At 53.7% G+C, this 17,827-nt stretch carries 17 protein-coding genes; 2 read left to right on the plus strand and 15 right to left on the minus strand.

Translation table 11 applies throughout. From position 1 onward, the window contains the following. Positions 1–3: 3 nt before the first annotated feature. The 12 genes from araA to FD02_RS10280 form a co-directional block, all read right to left on the minus strand. Complete coding sequence (gene araA / locus FD02_RS10230; RefSeq protein WP_056952126.1) at positions 4–1,428, minus strand: L-arabinose isomerase; 1,425 nt, start codon at positions 1,426–1,428, stop codon at positions 4–6. Between the two features lie 108 nt (positions 1,429–1,536). Next, positions 1,537–1,749 carry a hypothetical protein gene (locus FD02_RS10235; protein WP_054722093.1) on the minus strand — a complete coding sequence of 71 codons (213 nt, stop codon included), beginning with the start codon at positions 1,747–1,749 and terminating at the stop codon, positions 1,537–1,539. A gap of 7 nt (positions 1,750–1,756) precedes the next feature. Next, the gene (locus FD02_RS10240) at positions 1,757–2,416 is read right to left on the minus strand and encodes a hypothetical protein (protein WP_056952128.1); all 660 of its coding nucleotides are present in this window, start codon (positions 2,414–2,416) and stop codon (positions 1,757–1,759) included. 27 nt (positions 2,417–2,443) lie between these two features. Beyond that, positions 2,444–3,292 carry a carbohydrate ABC transporter permease gene (locus FD02_RS10245; protein ID WP_056952130.1) on the minus strand — a complete coding sequence of 283 codons (849 nt, stop codon included), beginning with the start codon at positions 3,290–3,292 and terminating at the stop codon, positions 2,444–2,446. Positions 3,293–3,302: 10 nt separating this feature from the next. Continuing rightward, the gene (locus FD02_RS10250) at positions 3,303–4,187 is read right to left on the minus strand and encodes a carbohydrate ABC transporter permease (protein WP_056952132.1); all 885 of its coding nucleotides are present in this window, start codon (positions 4,185–4,187) and stop codon (positions 3,303–3,305) included. An 80-nt stretch (positions 4,188–4,267) separates the two neighbouring features. Further along, positions 4,268–5,593 carry an ABC transporter substrate-binding protein gene (locus FD02_RS10255; protein ID WP_054722085.1) on the minus strand — a complete coding sequence of 442 codons (1,326 nt, stop codon included), beginning with the start codon at positions 5,591–5,593 and terminating at the stop codon, positions 4,268–4,270. A gap of 33 nt (positions 5,594–5,626) precedes the next feature. Next, positions 5,627–7,111 (minus strand): arabinosylfuranosidase ArfA, encoded by a 1,485-nt coding sequence (gene arfA / locus FD02_RS10260; RefSeq protein ID WP_054722084.1) that lies wholly within the window; start codon positions 7,109–7,111, stop codon positions 5,627–5,629. 100 nt (positions 7,112–7,211) lie between these two features. After that, entirely contained in the window at positions 7,212–7,466 is a 255-nt protein-coding gene (locus FD02_RS11565) for a DUF6171 family protein (RefSeq protein WP_082603390.1), read from the minus strand. Further along, the gene (locus tag FD02_RS10265; RefSeq protein ID WP_056952134.1) at positions 7,459–8,913 is read right to left on the minus strand and encodes an alpha-N-arabinofuranosidase; all 1,455 of its coding nucleotides are present in this window, start codon (positions 8,911–8,913) and stop codon (positions 7,459–7,461) included. Before FD02_RS10265 ends, FD02_RS11565 begins: the two co-directional genes overlap by 8 nt. 9 nt (positions 8,914–8,922) lie before the next feature. Then, on the minus strand, positions 8,923–9,870 hold the full coding sequence (locus tag FD02_RS10270; RefSeq protein WP_056952136.1) for a glycoside hydrolase family 43 protein: 948 nt from the start codon (positions 9,868–9,870) through the stop codon (positions 8,923–8,925). Positions 9,871–10,042: 172 nt separating this feature from the next. After that, on the minus strand, positions 10,043–11,125 hold the full coding sequence (locus FD02_RS10275; RefSeq protein ID WP_054722081.1) for a GntR family transcriptional regulator: 1,083 nt from the start codon (positions 11,123–11,125) through the stop codon (positions 10,043–10,045). A 189-nt stretch (positions 11,126–11,314) separates the two neighbouring features. Then, positions 11,315–12,283 carry an aldo/keto reductase family protein gene (locus FD02_RS10280; RefSeq protein WP_056952138.1) on the minus strand — a complete coding sequence of 323 codons (969 nt, stop codon included), beginning with the start codon at positions 12,281–12,283 and terminating at the stop codon, positions 11,315–11,317. Between the two features lie 100 nt (positions 12,284–12,383). Here FD02_RS10280 and FD02_RS10285 point away from each other — a divergent pair, with 100 nt between their 5' ends. Further along, on the plus strand, positions 12,384–12,830 hold the full coding sequence (locus FD02_RS10285; protein WP_054722079.1) for a MerR family transcriptional regulator: 447 nt from the start codon (positions 12,384–12,386) through the stop codon (positions 12,828–12,830). Between the two features lie 77 nt (positions 12,831–12,907). Continuing rightward, positions 12,908–13,627 carry an L-ribulose-5-phosphate 4-epimerase gene (locus tag FD02_RS10290; protein ID WP_054722077.1) on the plus strand — a complete coding sequence of 240 codons (720 nt, stop codon included), beginning with the start codon at positions 12,908–12,910 and terminating at the stop codon, positions 13,625–13,627. 53 nt (positions 13,628–13,680) lie between these two features. Here the strand turns inward: FD02_RS10290 and FD02_RS10295 are convergent, their stop codons facing one another. The 3 genes from FD02_RS10295 to FD02_RS10305 all read right to left on the minus strand — a co-directional run bounded on the left by FD02_RS10295 (position 13,681) and on the right by FD02_RS10305 (position 17,166). Beyond that, positions 13,681–14,988 (minus strand): ABC transporter substrate-binding protein, encoded by a 1,308-nt coding sequence (locus FD02_RS10295; RefSeq protein WP_056952140.1) that lies wholly within the window; start codon positions 14,986–14,988, stop codon positions 13,681–13,683. Between the two features lie 10 nt (positions 14,989–14,998). Further along, entirely contained in the window at positions 14,999–15,952 is a 954-nt protein-coding gene (locus tag FD02_RS10300) for an ROK family protein (protein ID WP_054722072.1), read from the minus strand. Between the two features lie 197 nt (positions 15,953–16,149). Continuing rightward, complete coding sequence (locus tag FD02_RS10305; RefSeq protein WP_056952142.1) at positions 16,150–17,166, minus strand: aldose epimerase family protein; 1,017 nt, start codon at positions 17,164–17,166, stop codon at positions 16,150–16,152. Positions 17,167–17,827: the final 661 nt, after the last annotated feature.

The raw sequence follows: 17,827 nt of genomic DNA on the forward strand, positions 1-17,827 counted from the left end.
AGACTATTCGATGTTGACGTACTTCAAGTTGAAGAGTTGGGCCAAATCGGCCAGCTGAGTCTCGGTGAGCTTACCGGAGAAGACGGTGTGGTGACCGCCGCCTTGCTGGATCCACTGGGTGGCCCCAGCCTTCAACCCAGCCTTAGGCGTCCAGAGTTGCCGGGCAACCGGCAGCTTTGGTGCAGGGGCTTCAGCCTTCTTGGCGTCAACGGCGTAAGTGATCATGTGGTGCGCGTCGCCAAAGTCGGAAATCGTCACGTCAACCGCGTCGCCGACGATGCCATCAAACACCAGCCGAGCTGGGTCTTCGCGATCGCCGATGCCCAATGGGTGCACTTCAACGCGTGGCTTGGTCGTGGCCAAGGTCGGGTCAACTTCCAGCATATGGGAGCCGAGGATGACTTCGTGGCCCTTGCGCAGATCCAAGGTGTAGTCTTCCATGAAGCCCGTCTCTTGGTTATGCGAAACGATCTTCAACAAGCGATCCAACGCCGCGGTCTTCCAGTCGCCTTCACCGGCAAAGCCATAGCCTTCGCGGTTGAGCAGTTGTACGGCCAGGCCAGGCAGTTGCTTGATGCCCCAGAGGTCTTCGAAGTTGGTGGTGAAAGCAGAATACCCGCCGCGTTCAAAGAAGCGCTCCATGGCAATCTTTTCCTTCAACTGGTAGCGCACATGTTCCTTGAAGAACTCGGGATCGTTGTCGCCCACGACCAGGTCATAGCGGCTTTCCAGATCCGCGTATTCCTTGTCGATGTCGGCTTCGGTGACGTGCGACATCTCTTCGACTAAGTCGCCGATGCCGTAGTAGTCAACCGTCCAGCCCAGTTGAATCTGCGCTTCGATCTTGTCGCCTTCAGTGACGGCCACGTTACGCATGTTGTCACCAAACCGAGCAACCTTGATGTTGAAGCTTTCGTTGTAGCCCACGGCCACGTCCATCCAGTCGGCGATTTCTTGTTGCACATCCGCATCGCCCCAGAAGCCGTACACGACCTTGTTGTGCTTGCGCAGGCGGGCATTGATGAAGCCGTATTCGCGGTCACCATGCGCGCTTTGGTTCAGGTTCATGTAGTCCATGTCGATCGTGGACCACGGAATGTCGTTACGGAACTGCGTCGCCAGGTGCAGCAGCGGCTTTTGCAGCAATTTCGTGCCGCGAATCCAGTTCTTGGCTGGCGAGAAAGTGTGCATCCAGGTGATGACCCCGGCGACGGAATCGTCGTAGTTGGCGTCCTTCATGCCTTGGGTAATGGTCGCCGCGTCGATGGCCACTTCCTTGAATTCAACTGGGTATGGCAAAGTGCCGGCTTCATTCAAGGCCGCGACAATCTTTTCCGCGTCAGCTTTGACCGCTTTGAGGTCATCTTCGCCGTACAGCGCTTGGCTGCCGACGATGAACCAAAACTTGTAATCTGGTGTTTTCAACATAGTTATCGTTACTCCTTTAAGAATAGATATTGCAATGCGGCTTTAGAATACCGCAGTGGTGCTGTTTGAAAAATCAACGAAGCCACAACTTTGGTTGATTTTATTGACCTACTTCACGATCAGCCCCAAGACCAGTAGCACGACGCCGACCAGCAACACGAAGTTGGTGGGGTTCGACCGCCAAGTGCCCTTGGGCTTCACCAGGTTGCGGAAATCCTCGCGCTTAGCCACCGGCATGCGGAAAATCTGCACGACGTAAAGCACGATGGCCAACACCGCGAGAATCAACCCGCCGGTGGTGAATAACAACGCCCGGTTCATGACTCACCTACAAGCGCAGCTGGGCACGCACGGCCCCCAGCGGCTTTTTCGTCACCAGAATCAGCCCTTCTAAGGCGACCGGGGCGATGATGAACACCATGAACTGCGGGATAAAGCTCAGACTCATGTACAACAGGAACAACAACGCAATAATCAGCAGTGAATGTAAGGCGTAGCGCGGCAAGGCGTAAGCCATCAGCCGCAGCGAGTTCTTCACGTCAATCTTGAAATACGCCTGAATCGCGACGATCCAACCGAGGCTGATCAACGCAAGCAGCGAGATCAACAAGACCACCGGCGTGAACAGCGAGCTTTTCATGATGACGTTCACCGCATACATATCGAGGAACAAGAAGACGAACACGAACGCGTAAAGCACGCCGATTTTCAAGTAAGTCTTGAAGTTCTTGCGCCAGTACTTTGCGTATTTACGCAAGCCGAGCACGAACTCCGTCGACCAGCTCTGGTCCTTCAACAAGTCCGCCAACGCCCCGATGGCTGGGAACGCCAGCACCAAGGCAATGGCATAGAATGGCAGCGACAACCAAGTCAGCGGCACGAACAGTAACAAGCCGATGCCTAAGAGGTTGCCGAGGTAGAAGAAGACACTCCCGAGCACGAACTTCCAAAAAATCGTGAGCACGTGATAAATCAAATTGTGTTTCATGTTCTTGCTCCTTTACGCAGCACTTGGTTAACCCTTGACCCCGCCGACCGTCAAACCTTCGATGAATTGCTTCTGGTTGAGCATGAAGACAATCATGATTGGCACAACGGACATCACGGAACCGGCGAACAGCAACTTGTAGTTATTCCCATAAGGGGTCATCGCTGACATCAACCCGGCTGGGATCACGAAGTTGCGGTCCGACTTCATGACAACCATTGGCCACAGGAAGTCGTTCCAAGTGTTCATCGTTTGCAGAATGGTCATGGCGCCAAACGCGGGCTTCATCAGTGGCACATAGATCTGCCAGAAAATCCGGAACTCGCCGCACCCATCGATGCGGGCGGATTCGGCGTATTCAGGCGACAAGCCCATGGCGAACTGCCGGAAGAAGAAGATTGACCCGGCTGGCACAATCCCCGGCAAGATGACCCCAAGGTAGGTATCCATCAAGCCCAACTGCGTGAACAGCTTGTACTGTGGCAGCAGCAGGATGGAACCTGGGACCATCATCATGATCAAGACGATGGCGAAAATTGCGTTGCGGCCCCGGAAGCGATACAAGGCCAGACCATACCCAACCATCGAGGCGAAGATCAAGGCGAAGACGGTTTGTAACACGGTGATGATCAAACTGTTTTTGAACCAGGACCAGTAGATCCCGTCTTGGTTCGACCACAGTGACTTGTAGTTATCCAGGTTCATCTTCGAGATCTCAAGCTTGACGTTCAAGCCGTTAGAGAAGATGTTTTGCACGTCCTTGAAGGAGCCGACCACCATGAAGTAAAACGGCACCATGACGGCAATCGTCAGGAAGATCAACAGAACGAGGCTGAGGGCGATCTTCACACGATTGGTTTGTTTAATGCTATGCATGTGTGACCTCCTAGTCTCTGAACAGGCCCATGATGCGGGTCTGAATCAAGTTGACAACAACGACGATGACGAACAGCGCCACCCCTAAGGTACAGGAGTAACCGAAGTTCCCGTTGGTGAACGCGGCCTTATAAATCAAGGTCACCAGCGTCGTCCCGACGTTGTTCGGTGACTGCGCGCCCCAGTATACGTAGGACTCGTTGAACAGTGAGAAGCCAGCCATGATGGAAATGGTCAAGACGTAAATGGTGATTGGCTTGAGCATTGGAATCGTGACGAACCAGAACTTCTGCCAGGAATTGGCGCCGTCCATCGACGCTGATTCGTAAAGCTCAGGCGAGATGCCTTGCAAGCCCGACAGGAAGTAAATCATGTTCGTCCCTAACCAGCGCCACACCGCGATAATGACCAAGGCGAACATCGCGGTATGCGGGCTGTTCAACCAATCCACTGGGCCGATATGCAAGACGCTCAGCCATTGGTTGAACACACCGGTCTTTTCAGAAGAAAAGGCGTAGCGGAAGATCAACCCGGCGATCACGGAACTGGTCAGCACTGGTACGAAGTAAACGGAACGGAAGAATCCTTTGAACGGAATGCCCTTTTGGTTCAGGACATAGGCCACCAACATTGGCAGCGGGATTAAGATCAGTAATGTCCAAAAGGTGTACCGAGCCACGTTCCACAACGCGGCGTAAAAGTCGCCGTCTTGGAACAGCGTCCGGTAGTTTTTCAGCCCGACGAACGTCGCGTCTTGGAACCCATTAACTTGCTGGAAACTCATGACTACCGCGCTAACGAACGGATACAGTGAGAACACCAGGAAGGTAATGACAAATGGCGCCACGAATAGGTAAGGGGCAATCTTTTGGGAAGAGAATTTCTTTTTTTGCATTGTCTGCACTTCCTTTAAATAAAGAATTCTTAGAAAGCTTCAGGTACGGCTCCCTAAGAATTCCGGTGACACTATCTGCCTTACTGGTTAGACTGTTGCTTCTTCAACGCAGCTTGCGCTGTATCCAAGGCTTTCGTCGGCGTCATCTTATCCTTCAAGATGGTGCTTGGCAGTGTGTTCTTCAGGATGTAGTCGTTGATCGTCGGCGCAAAGGAGTCGGTCTTCGTCACAACGTGCACCTGATCGGACAGCTTGCTGTAAATGTCGAAGATGTCTTTACCGAAGTATTCGGTGTAGTCATTGTCGGCCTTCATGCGGTCCGTGCTCCAGATGTCGGTCCGAATTGGGTCGAAACCAAGGTTCTCCCAAATCTTGTAAGCCTGGCCCTTAGAAGCCTTAGCCCAAACGACAAACTTAGCAGCGAGCTTCTTGTTCTTGGCCTGGTTGGTGACCATGGTCCCAGTACCGCCACCACCGGCAGTTTGGTAGTCGCCTTGCTGGAAGACAGGCATTGGCGCAATGGCCACCTTGTTCTTCAGCTTAGGCATGTGAGCAACCATCCGTTGCATGTACCAAGCAGGCATCGTGACAGAAGCCACGTTGCCTTTATTCATTTCAGCGAAGAATTGGTCGTTATCCAGGTTGCCACCAACGGCACTCCGGGCAATCTTGTCCTTGTAGATCCAGTCATGCTGCATCTGCAAGGCGCGCTTAACAGCGGCGTTGTTCACGTCAACCTTGCCGTCCTTGTAGTAGTCGGCTTTTTGCTGAGCGACCATGGAATCCAGCTGGAACATCCCGGCGTATTCGAGCTCGTTCATGTACTTGCCCGTCTTCGCCTTAAGTTGTTCGCCGGCCTTCGTGTAGTCGGCCCAGGTCTTGATCTTGGTGTAGTCGATGCCGGCCTTCTTCAACAAGTCGGTGTTGTAGTAGGTCACAACTTCACCAACGTGGTAGTCCAACCCATAAGTCTTGCCGTCTTTAGTGAAGTTATCCAGACGAGACTTCTGGAGCACGCTGCGGTATGGCTTCAAGGCGCTGTTCAGGGAGTAGTACTGAGGCGTCCCCTTCAACTGAATGGCGGCTTGGCCCAGCTCGACGTCGACAATGTCAGGCGCGCCGGAACCGGACTTCAAGGCAACGGTCAGCTTCTGATTCTCTTGGTCGAAAGGCAAGACGCTAACCTTCAAGTTGATCTTCTGCTTTGGGTGGGACTTGTTCCAGGCCTTGGCGGCATCCTTGAAGAATGTCCCTTGCCCATCGACGAAAGTCCAGAAAGTCAAATCAGTGGAGCCGTCAGAATTCTTGCCGCTGTCTGAGCTACCCTTGCCGCAGGCGGCCAACACGACCGTCGAAGCCAAGGCGATGGCGCCGAACGCAAGCTTCTTACTAAAACGCATGTTCATTATTTTCACTCCTTAGGCGAAATGGTTAATTAATTAGTATGTGACCCGAATGACGTTCCAAGAGAGCGGTTCAAGTTTTGCGGACACCCCGTTGTCAACAGTCACGTTGGCATTGTCCGTAATCTTCATCTGGCCGTTCTCGTTAGTGGCCTTGACGTCGTAGCCGGCGAATTGCGTCGCGAAGACTTTGCCAGTCAGCGCGATGCCGTCGAAGTCGACGTCGAGGTCGAGTGCTTCATCCTGCGACCGATTGACCGCAAAGATGGTAATGGTGCGACTATCCTCATCAACCGTGGCGATGCTTTCGAGGTACGGCACTTCGTCGAATGACTTGGTGGTGTACGTCGGGGCTTGCACGGTGGTGTTCAAGGCGACCCCGCGGCCGTACTCGGACACCTGCATGAATGGGTAGAAAATCGACTGGAGCCAAACGCCATCTTTGGTGGTCATGATCGGGGCGATGACATTGACCAGCTGAGCCAAGCACGCGATCTTCACGCGGTCGGCGTGGCGCAGCAAGGTGATCAACAATTCCCCAACGAGCAGTGCATCTTCAAAGTTATAAATATCTTCCAATAATGGCGGTGCTGACTGCCAAGGCTCGATTTGCTTGTCTTGGTCATTGGAGTGGTACCACACGTTCCACTCATCCATGGACAAGTTGATGGTCTTCTTGCTGTGCTTGCGGGCTTTCACCGCGTCGCAGATGGCAATCACACTCTGGATGAAATCATCGAGATCCAGGGACTGGGCCAGGTAGTTGCCTAAGTCGTTGTCCTGGTTGCCATAGTAACGATGCAAGGATAAGTAATCGATGTTGTCATAGGTTTCATCGAGTACGGTTTCTTCCCAGCTTCCATAGGTGGGATTCTCTTTACTCGAGGAACCGCAGGCAACCAACTCAATACTTGGGTCGACCCACTTCATGACCTTCGCGGCTTCGTTAGCCAGCCGGCCGTATTCATACGCCGTCTTGGCCCCGATTTGCCACGGGCCATCCATTTCGTTGCCCAAGCACCAAGTCTTGATGTTGAATGGTGCTTCCGCGCCGTTTTGCCGACGCATATCGCTGTAGTAGGTACCCTTAGGAAAGTTGCAATACTCGACGAGGTTCCGTGCGGCATCAACGCCGCGAGTACCAAGGTTCACCGCGAGATTCACACTCGTGTTGGCCTTAGCCGCCCAATCGACGAATTCGTGTAACCCGAACTCGTTGGTTTCCTTACTGCGCCAAGCGAGATCCAACCGGGTTGGCCGTGATTCTTTCGGGCCGACCCCATCTTCCCAATTGTAGCCGGAGACAAAGTTGCCACCGGGGTAACGGACGAGCGGGACGTTCAGCTTTTTCACGGCCTCAATCACGTCTTGGCGGAATCCTTGCTCATCCGCTTTAGGACTGTCCGGATCATAAATCCCCTCATACACCGCACGGCCGAGATGCTCAATAAATGAACCGTACAACCGTGGGTCAATGGCTGAGATCCTAGAATCCAGGGCAACTTTGACGCGTCCTTTCAACTACATCACTCCCTTCAAAAGTTTGCTCACTTGATTACGTATCTAGTTATACCGCCAACATGTAATCGCTGTCAACGATTTGTCCGGTTTAATTTCAAAATTAATATTTTTGCCACCGGCCGATCGGACAGTTTTTGTTCTTTAAACTCGCGCGAAACCGGGTATAACACCCACATTGCTGACACAGTCCGTTCACTAAAAAAGGACAACTCGAACAAATCTCGAGGCGGGCATCGCGAATGGTATTGGGGACAATATTGCGGACTTCCATGGCCAACTGCGCTTCAATCAGCGCGTCGGTGTCTTGTCGCCCTAGGTCCTCGAGCTCATCACACCGCTCGCAGCCATTACGCATTCACCCGCACCTGCAACGTCACGACGCTTTTTGGTGGTAGCGTAGCCCGCACAGTTTCGGCCGTGGACGTGACCGCGGAAAATTGGTCCGCATGAACTGCGTCTGGGTGGTCGAAATCGTTGTGCGCATCCATGGCGTCAGCGGTCAGCACCGTCCCGGTGACCCCGGTCACGGGCTGATCGAACGCGATGGCCAAGTCATCGGCGGCATCCAGCCCGAAGTTGCACAACGAGACAAAGTAGCCGTCAGCCGTCTTGGATACCGAGGCGCTGGTCGTGCTGCTCAACTCATCCACCGTATCCATCGCCACAGCGCCTTGGTGCGGTACGAACATCTTGAACACGTCATAGGTCGGCGTCTTCACCATTTGGTCGCCATCGGTCAGAATCATCGCCTGTAACACGTTGACCATTTGCGCAATGTTCGCCATGTGCACGCGGTCGGTGTGGTGCTGGAAAATATGCAGCGTCACCGCCGCCACCATCGCGTCCCGCAGCGTGTTTTGCTGGTACAAGAAGCCTGGGTTGGTGCCAGGTTCAACATCGAGCCAAGAACCCCACTCGTCGACAATCAGGCCGACGCGCTTGGCGGGATCGTATTTATCCATGATGGTACTGTGCTTCGTGATCAGCTCGTCCATCTTCTGGGCGGACTTGATCAGCGAGAACCACTCTGCCTCTGGAAATGCGAGCGCCGGACGCTTGTCTTCCCACTTCGAGGCCAAGGCGTAGTGATGCAGGCTGATGCCATCCATCAAATCGGCAGCCCGGTCCATCAGCACATCCATCCAGCGGTAGTCGTCGATATTTGGCCCAGAGGCGATCTTATACAGCGGGTGTTGCGGGTCGTAGTTTTGGATGAAGGTTTGGTACTGGCGGTACAAGTCGGCGTAATACTCCGGCCGCATGTTGCCTCCGCAGCCCCACGACTCGTTGCCGACGCCGAAGAACTTCACCTGCCACGGGTCGGCATGCCCGTTTTGCTTGCGGCGGTCGGCCTGCGGCGACACGCCATTGAAGGTCATGTATTCGACCCACTCGGCCATTTCCCGCACGGTGCCACTGCCGACGTTGCCGTTGACATAGGCCTCCGCGCCGATTTGCCGCAGCAGCTCGAAGTATTCATGGGTGCCAAAGTGGTTGTTTTCCACTACGCCGCCCCAGTTGGTGTTGATGATTTGTTTGCGCGTTTCGCGTGGGCCGATGCCGTCTTCCCAGTGGTAGGTGTCGGCAAAACAGCCGCCTGGCCAGCGCAGCACCGGCACGTGCAGGTCACGCAACGCTGCCACGACGTCGTTGCGCAAACCGTTGGTGTTTGGAATGTCTGAGTCCGGGCCGACCCACAGCCCGCCGTAGATGCAGCGGCCAAGGTGCTCGGCAAATTGCCCATAGATGTACTTACTGATTGGCGCGTTGGTGCGCGCCGCATTCACCGTGATTGTTGACATGGTTGCCTCCTAGTTGTCCCCTGGTTCGCCAAATTGTGGAAAGCCGTCGTCAGACCAGCCAAACGTCTGCGCATAGGCGTGGCGGTCTGGATTCGCCAGCGGATCGCCGTCGATACCGGCGTTGTCGTAAGGCCGCGCATGGTACACGATGACATCCGTCCCGTCTGGTAAGGTGGTAAAGCTGTTGTGCCCTGGGCCATACAGGTGATGCGCCGGCGAACTCTTAAACACCGGTTCGCTTGCCTTGTGCCAGGCAAACCCGTTAAGCAAATCGGCATCGGCGTCGGCCCATAACAGCCCCATGGCGTAGTGCTCATCCGTGGCACTAGCCGAATAGGTGACGAACACCTTGCCGTTGCGCTGGAGCACGGCCGGGCCTTCGTTCACCGCAAAGCCGATGGTTTCCCAGTCGTACTCCGGCACCGACAACAACGTCTGCTTGCCAGTCAACGTCCAGGGGTTGGCCATCTTGCTGAGGTACAAGTTGGAGTTGTTGTGAATCGCGGGCTCCAACTGGGCCCACAGGTAATATAAGTCACCGTTGTGCTCAAACACCGTCGCGTCGAGGCTGAAGCTATCCTGGGCGGTGACGATTTGCCCTTTGTCCGTCCAGTCCGTGGTCATCGGATCGGCCGCCGCGCATTCCAGCACGAACATCCGGTGGTGATGCGCCGCGGTGCGCTCGGTGGCACTGTCCGAAGCGGCAAAGTAGATGTACCACTTGCCGTTAATGTAATGAATTTCCGGCGCCCAGATCAGCTGGCTTTGCGGGCCGCTGGCGTGCGCGTGCCACACGGTCAGCACCTCGCCATCGGCCAGTCCGGCCAAGGTCTTGGCCCGCCGCAACTCGATCGTTTGGTAGCCCGGCACCGAGCCGGTGAAATAATAATAGCCGTCCGTGTGCCGATAGGCGCGCGGATCGGCGCGTTGAAGGACGATTGGTTGTTTGTCTGTCATCATGTCGCTCCCTTTTATTCGAACAAATCGAGATTTTAAAAATGTGTCTGTATAAATACTACCGTGGAAGCGGATACGATTCAAGCCCAACTTCATTCGGTGCTCTCACTGCACTTGTTGATTGCTACACAAACGCGGGCAAAAAAAAGCGCGGCTACTGCCGCGCTTGGCGTTACTGCTTCAAGTCCACCACCGACTCGCCGATGACGAGCTCCGGGGTGTAGGTCTTACTGTCACTGAGAAAATCCTTGGTCGGGTTTTGAATCATCCGCAAAATCAACTCCGCGGCGTCGCGCCCCATGTTGGCCTTCGGGTGGTTGACCGAGGTGAGGTGCAAGCCGTAACTGCTGGCCAGTGATGAATTATCAAACCCGATAATCGACAACTGCTCCGGCACCTGAATGCCCATCGTCTGCGCGATGTTATACGCAAGCACCGCGATTTTGTCGTTGTAGCAAATCATCGCCGTGGGCCGATCGGTTTGGGCAAATAACTTACGCAGCCGGTCCCCCATGTTGTTCTCGGACTTGCCGGATTGATACAAGAACGTCGTTGCCACCGTCGGCTGGTTCGCCTTTTGCAAGGCATATACGTAGCCGTTCATGCGGTCGACGCCTTGTTGGTCATCGGTTTTGAAGATGCCCATGATGTGGGTATGGTGGTGCTGCAAGACGTATTCGGTGGCCATCTTGCCGCCTTCAAAGTCATCCATCACGAAGTACGGCACCTGCAGATCCTTGAAGCGGGCGTTCATCGTCACGATTGGCACGTGGCTTTGCGCCAGCTGGGCGTACATCGCCTCGTTTTTCACGGTAAACGCGGAGCGGGTCGGCTCGACGATCAGCCCATCAATGGCGCTGTTCATCAGCTTGCTTAAGTTCTTGGCCTCAAGCTCCTCGCTGTTTTCCGTGCTGCTGAGCATCAGGGACACCGATTGCGCCGACAACACCCGCTCGATGCCGGAGATGATGGCGGGGAAAATGTAGTCGTTGATATGCGTGGCCATGACCGCCACCGACTGCATGGTCGACACCGGCTTCAACCGCCGCTCGGCCACGTAGGTTCCACCGCCTTGAACGCGGTAAACGTAGCCGTCGGACTCGAGGTCCCCGAGCGCCTTGCGCACGGTGTGACGACTCACATCAAACTGGGCCATTAACTCAGATTCAGTCGGCAATTTATCATTCTCATGGTATTGGCCCGACGTGATCCACCGTTGGATGGTATCCGTGACCGTTTGATATTTCTTTTCCATCCGCGTTCTCCTTCATGTTTATCCGTACGAATTGTACCGCCGTTCGCGCCGGATTGTCAAACCAACGATTGATATTTCGCGGATTTTGCGGTTTTTCGGCAATTCGTCAAAATCATCACCTGTCTAGACCGAAGGCAGCGATGTTGTCCGGTTTCGCGGCTGACCAACTGTTAAACCGGGAACAAATTTTCACCCGACTTGGCGGTGAAACTTCTTAAACCCGAAGAGTTCGTCGATTTGGGCACACTCTTCGGCCGACAACGTGAGGGTTTCGGCTTTGAGGTTGCTGGCCAACTGACTCGGCTTGCTGGCCCCGGTGATCAGGCTGGTCACTCGGGCATCCCGCAACGCCCAAGCCAAGGCGTAACTGGCGAGGTCCGTGCCGGCGTTTTCCGCCATTGCGGTGAGCTTGGCGACCTTGGCCAAGTTGGCATCGGTCAGCATGGCCTTGATTTGGCCTTGATACGTAGCCCGAGACCCGGCTGGAATCGGCTTGCCCGGTTGGTACTTCCCAGTTAATAACCCTTGGGCCAACGGCGAGAAGCAAACCACGCCCCAGCCGTGCGCCGCGCAGACATCGAGCAATTCGTGTTCGATGTAGCGATCAAACATGTTGTACTGAGGCTGCACGACACTTAATGGGTGTAACCCGTGTTCCTCGATGACGAGCTGCGCCTCCAGCAACTGCACCGGCGTCCACTCGCTGACGCCGTAGTAAAGGATCTTACCTTGGTCCACCAAGTCGCTTAGCGCCGTCAACGTCTCGACCAGCGGTGTCTCGGGATCGAAGCGATGGCAGAAATAGAGATCCAAGTAGTCGGTTTGCAGATTGGTCAACGACTGGTCGATGGATTCCATGATGTGCTTGCGTGACAAGCCGCGGTCGTTGGGGCCCTCACCAGTCGGGAAAAATACCTTGCTAGACATCACCAGTTCTTTGCGCGGTAGCTCATGCAGCGCCTGCCCGAGGAAGCGTTCCGCCGCCCCGCCGCTGTACGCATCCGCGCAGTCGAAGAAGTTGATGCCGTTATCGTATGCCTCGCGAATACTTTGCGCGGCCAGCTCTTGCTTGCTTTGATCACTGACGTCGGTCATCCAACTGCCCAGGGCCAATTCGCTGACGCGCAGCCCCTGATTGCCTAATTGACGATACTTCATGTGAAATCCCCCTTTAATTTGTCCGGATTACCTTGACGAAATTCAGCCTAACACTTAAAGTTGGCTTGAAGTAAAGCGCTAACAGGAGGTTTTTTTCAAAATGTCTTTTTATTCCATGCAAACCATTGCGACCAAGTATGATTTGGCCCCTTCCACTCTGCGTTACTACGAACAAATCGGGCTCTTACGCCATGTCCCGCGGCAAAGTACCCACCGCGTTTACACCCAGGCCCATGACGATCGGCTGGCCGCCATCACCTGCTTCAAGCAAACCGGCATGAGCCTCGACGAAATCAAGGCCTTCTTCCAATACGAAGACGAAGGGGGTGACCTCGACGCCGTGGTGGCCCTACTGGAATCCCACGAAGCTAACCTCGAGGCGCACATTGCAGAGCTCAAGCAAAACCAGGTGCACATTCGGCGCAAGGTGCAATTCTACCGCGATATCGCCGCGGCGGCCGCGGCAGGCAAACCGGCCCCAGACTGGGCCAATTATCCCCTCAGCAATTTTACGGATGAAGCGTTGGCACACCGGCATTCCAATTGACTTGTCCGCACAAATGTCATAGACTTTGAGGGACGGAAACGCGTTTGCGTTTACCCATTATTTTGGAGGTGGAGCCAGTGCTAGAAGCGCTGAAGCAAGAAGTTTACGAAGCAAACATGCAACTCCCAAAGTTGGACCTGGTCACGTTTACCTGGGGCAACGTTAGCGGGATCGATCGCGAGAAAGGGCTGTTTGTCATCAAGCCCTCTGGCGTTGAATACGACAAGTTGACCCCGGACGACATGGTCGTCGTCAACTTGAAGGGCGAAGTCGTGGAAGGCAAGCTCAACCCGAGCTCCGACACGCCAACCCACACCGTGCTGTACAATGCCTTTCCTGACATCGGCGGCATCGTGCACACCCATTCGCCTTGGGCCGTCTCGTTTGCCAGCGCGCAAATGGACATCCCGGCGCTGAACACCACCGCGGCTGACACATTCTATGGCGACATTCCGGTATCCGAGGCCTTGACCAAGGAACAAATCGAAACCGCCTACGAAGAAGAAACCGGCGAAGCCATCGTCAAGACGTTCAAGGACCGCGGCATTGATCCAGAAGCCGTTCCGGCGGTTTTGGTGGCGCAGCACGGACCGTTTGCCTGGGGCGCGACGCCAGCCAAGGCCGTGTACAACGCGAAGGTCATGGAAGTCGTTGCCGAGATGGACTACCACGCCATGACGCTCACCACCCGCGACTCGCATGTGCCGCAATACTTGCTGGATAAACACTATTACCGCAAGCATGGTAAGAACGCCTACTACGGACAGGACAATCCAAAGTCCGCAGATCACAAGTAAACTCAAAATTGCCTTGATAGCTGATTGGCAGCCATCAAGGCAATTTTTTATTGCTATTGATTCAATGCAGCCGTAGCTTTCTTTAACGCTGTAGCCGCTGATTCCTTATCATGCATGATTGTGCTTGGCAGGACGTTCTTTAACAAGGCGTCATTCACGTCTGGCGACAAAGGCTTCGTTTGCGATACAGATGTCGTTTGATCTGCCAACGCAGAGAAAGTGTCGAAGATGTTCTTGCCAAAATATTTCGTGTACTTATTGCTGGATTTCATGACTGGTTCCGTCCAGATATCTTTTCTAACTGGATCGAAACCCAGTTTAGTCCAAATCTTCACCGCCTGATTGCGGCTGGCCTTTGACCAGACGACGAACTTCGCAGCTAATTTCTTATTACGTGCTTGCGTTGTGACCATTGTACCCGTCCCACCACCACCGGCAGAGCGAAGGTCATTGGACTTAAACACAGGCATAGGCGCAATTGCAATCTTCTGGCTGAGCTTTGGCATGTGATCGGCCATCCGTTCCATATACCATGCCGGCATGGTTACGGAAGCAACATTGCCTTTATTCATTTCAGCGAAATATTGATCGTTATCCAGGTTCCCGCCAACTGCTGCACGAGCAATTTTATCTTTATAAATCCAATCTTTCTGCATCTGCAACGCGCGCGTCACCGCTGCATTATCTAGGTCAGCTTTTGAGCCTTTGATATAGTCTGCGTGTTGTTGCGAAGTCATGGCATCAAGTTGGAATGATGCAGAGTACTCTAATTCTGTCATATACTTCCCGGTTTTCGCCTTGACCTGTTCGCCTGCCTTGGTGTAATCCGCCCACGTTTTAATCTTTGTGTAATCAACACCGGCCTTTTTAAGGATGTCCGTATTGTAATACGTCACCGTTGTCCCAACGTGATAGTCAAGACCATAGTAATTCTTGCCTTTTTTGTAGTTATCCAATCGAGACTGAACCAGTTTGTTCATGTATGGCTTTAATTCTGCGTTCAGAGGATAATACGTTGGATTTTTCCCTTTCAATTGCGTCGCAGTTTGGCTCAGCTCGACATCGACTATGTCCGGTGCCCCTGATCCGGAGCGAAGTGCAACAGTCAACTTCTGGTATTCAGTAGCATACGGTAGCACGCTCACCTTCAGTGCAATCTTTTGCTTATGGGTCTTGTTCCAAGCTTTTGCGGCATCTTTATAAAAATTTCCTTGTGCATCAACAAAGGTCCAAAACGTCATTTTAGTCGCACCGCTGGCAGTTTTTTCAGACTCATTGTTGCTACCACAAGCCGTCAACATCATCACGCTACCAAGTATTAATGCGCCAGTTACTATTGTCTTTTTCCTGCCGATTCTCATGTCTATCCTCCTATTTTTGTTCATCCACGATACGAAAGCCAAGAATCGCCGCGCCAAGAGTCGCAATTCGGCGTGGATCCAGGCGGCTAACTCTAATCCCATAAGGCAAAAATCTGGTCGAAATAGGGTCAATCAGTGGCAGTAAGTGATTCATAAACCAACCATCACTGACAACTCCCCCACCCAAGACAATCGCTTCAGGATTGGAAACCCGTATTAAGCTAGTTAGCAACGCGGCAACCGCGCGCAGTGCGTTTCCGACAACCTGCGTAGCAACTGGATCGTGGTGGTCATATGCCGCAAATAACTTATCTGCATCAATCCGACCAGTGGCATTAATTTTTAGTTGAGAGGTTTGGCCAGCCTGAATAGCCTCGCAAGCACGCTCACTCATTCCAAGGCCAGATGCTAGTGGTTCGACACAGCCGTATCGGCCACAAAGGCAGAGAACCTTACTATTCATGTCTACGGTCATATGACCGATTTCGCCACCGTTATACTGCGAGCCGTTCACAATATGGCCCTGATCAACAATTCTACCTGCAATCCCGGTACCAATATTTAAAAAGATAAATGAATCCGTCTCTTTACCCACACCATCTTTTTGTTCAGCCACCGTTGCACAATACACATCATTGCCAATTGCAACGGGAAGCCCGAATCTTTTGCTTAAGATGACCGCCAGCGCCGTCGGTTCAGCTCGGCGAACATCAATCTCCTTCCAGATCCCCGTCTGTGGGTTTACGATGCCAACAATACTAATTGCAATGGCTTCAACATGACCAATCGAACCACTGGTCAAGTATTCCTCTATCCCAGATTCAATTAATGCTGTCGTCGCACTTTGGGATTTCATTGTCGATGGTAGCCTCAATGAATGCAACACCGCGCCAGCGCGATCCACCTCACTAACAAGCACTTTTGTCCCGCCGACATCCACAACAAGTACAGTTTCTCTTGTCACAGCCTCGCCCCCTTACAACTAGACTGTAAGCGCTATATTAGGGACAAATCAAACGCTTTCATTGCTAATTTGTACCTTTTCTTACGTAAACCGTAATAATACCGGGCAAATTTTTACATTGATAAATATTTTCTCGATCTTTACCATGAAAAAAAGCACCGCCTCTAGCGATGCTTTTCTCGGTATTATTCGTCTGTTTAATAGCTGAAGTGATACCGAATCTGTTCGTGCCGTGGCTGGTCCGGGCTCAGCGTGATATCGCCGAACTTTGGGTCATCGATGGCACTCGGTGCGGTTTGTGCCTCCATCGCGATGCCGATGTAAGGCCGCGACGTCTTTTCGCCAAAGTTGAGCTCTGTACCGAACTTGTTGGCCGTAAACACGACCAAGGCGTTACGATCGGAGAATTCCTGAACCGTGATGGCGCCTTGTGTCAGCGTTGCCACTGGCTCATCCGTCGCATGGGCCGGGATCGCAAAGATGTCGTCGAAGCCCTTTTCCTCAGTCCATTGCATTTCAGCCAAGGCGTCGCCAAGGTTCGTCACGCGACTGAAGTCAAACCCGCTGTGCAAGTTTGCCAGCAACTCCCCGGTTGGCACCTTGTTGGCCTGGACCTCGTAGTGCTGTGCGGAATTCAGCGTCAACAGGTGGTTTTGAATCGTGTCATCGCCGGCGTTAAGGTTCCAATAGGCGTGGTTAGTCGGATTAAACAGCGTTGGTGCCGAACTGGTAGCGGCGTAGTCAATGGTGACAAAATCGTCTTCACCCAGCGTGTAGGTCACCGTCACATCAACGTCACCAGGAAACCCGTCGTCCGCGCTGGTCACGTGTAGCGTTAGCTTCACCGTGTCCGCGCTGGCGTCGGCTTGCCACATTCGGGTGCTAAACCCGTTTGGCCCACCATGCAGTGTTGTCGTGCCTTCGTTGGCAGGCAGGTTCACTACTTGCCCGTTTTGCTTATAGTGCCCCTGACCAATTCGCCCGGCCACCCGGCCAATAGTCTTGCTGTGATAACTGCCCGGATCCGCATAACCAGAAATATCCGGGGAGCTCAACAACAGGTTTTGATGCCCTGCCGCTGTTGGCACTTCCAACTTGTACCACGTTGCCCCATAATCGAGCACCGTCATGCGCACGCCATGCTTGTTCTCAATTGTATACGCGGTGACGGCAGCGCCGCGCACCGTCCCAAAAGCTTCTGTTGTTAATCCCATCGTGTCCTCCTTGTTCATTGCCGGTAAAATTTGTCCGGTCATTACCGTTTATGTTAGGCGACGCACCAGCGATGGTCAAGCGCTTTCAGTGCGCAAATTTGCGTAAATCCTCCGAGCACGCCAAATGCCCTGCCGACTCAAACTGAGTCGCCAGGGCATTTTGGTGCCACCGGGCAAGTGATCTGCTTGCCCCACTCGGTAGCTTGCCGGCCTGCTACCGAGGGCCCCCCCCGCGCGTTCGCGACGGACGCGGCGGGGCAATGATTGTCATGGGATGTAGGCAAGCGGCTGGGGCCAAAGACCTGGCGTGGTACGGGTGACACACCGCCGAAGCAGTACGAGCCAGTAGCACATGTGGCGCAGCCTGTGAGCGCCGCTTGCAATTTACATACCCATGACGGACAAGGGTGACGGGCAGCAGCCTCCTCGGGAAACGGCCAAAGACCTGGCGTGGTACGGGTGACACGCCGCCGAAGCAGCACGAGCCAGTAGCACATGTGGCGCAGCCTAATTGAGGAGGGTAAAGCTCACCAAAGCGTTTGAGTCTGTAGCCCACAAGCTTGGATCAGCCACAGATTCGCCGGCTCCGGTGAGTAGGTCAAATTGCTTGTGTTGGATCATTTGCCCTACACCCATATAAAGCGCTCAGCTCAGAAAAGTG

The sequence above is a fragment of the Lacticaseibacillus nasuensis JCM 17158 genome, assembly GCF_001434705.1.
Lineage (GTDB): Bacteria > Bacillota > Bacilli > Lactobacillales > Lactobacillaceae > Lacticaseibacillus > Lacticaseibacillus nasuensis.